Raw genomic sequence first — 475 nt, 5'->3', positions numbered from 1 at the left:
ACCCGCCCGCACATCCACCACACCCGGCAGATCCACCACACCACCCCAACTGTCCGGCAGCTCCTGGGCGGCGGCCCGCGCCAGGCCCCATGCCAGGCCCCCGGCCGGGCAGGTCACCTCGTCGGAGCGTCCGGTCGACACCGCGCCCCGCGTCACGACCCACACCCGGCCACCGCACTCGGCATCCCCCACACCCTGGACAGCCGCGAGCACGAAGCCCGGCACCAAGGCGTCCGGCTCCAGGCCCTCACCGCACGACGGCAGGACCAGTACACCGCTGGCCGCCCCGCCGTCCGCGAGCCCGGCCACCGCGGCACGCACCGCGTCCGCCACGTCGTCACGCCGGGCGTCCGCGCCCAAGGGGACGTCGACCGCGAGGCCCCCAGCGGCACGAATGGCGTCGGCGATATCGCCAGCATCGTTCCCGTCCGCGCGCAGGAGCAGCCACGTGCCGGACAGCACCGACGACGCGCCC

The 475-nt window shown here is 76.0% G+C and carries 1 protein-coding gene; it reads right to left on the bottom strand.

What is annotated here, in order from left to right; translation table 11 throughout:
- A partial coding sequence (locus tag K7G61_RS36075; protein WP_225851374.1) for a hypothetical protein occupies positions 1 to 475 on the bottom strand: 475 nt, incomplete at both ends.

The organism is Streptomyces sp. HPF1205, from assembly GCF_020400825.1.
In the GTDB taxonomy this organism is placed as follows: Bacteria; Actinomycetota; Actinomycetes; order Streptomycetales; family Streptomycetaceae; genus Actinacidiphila.
Note: the sequence above shows the minus strand (reverse complement) of the source record. Positions and strands in the feature narration are given on the sequence as shown.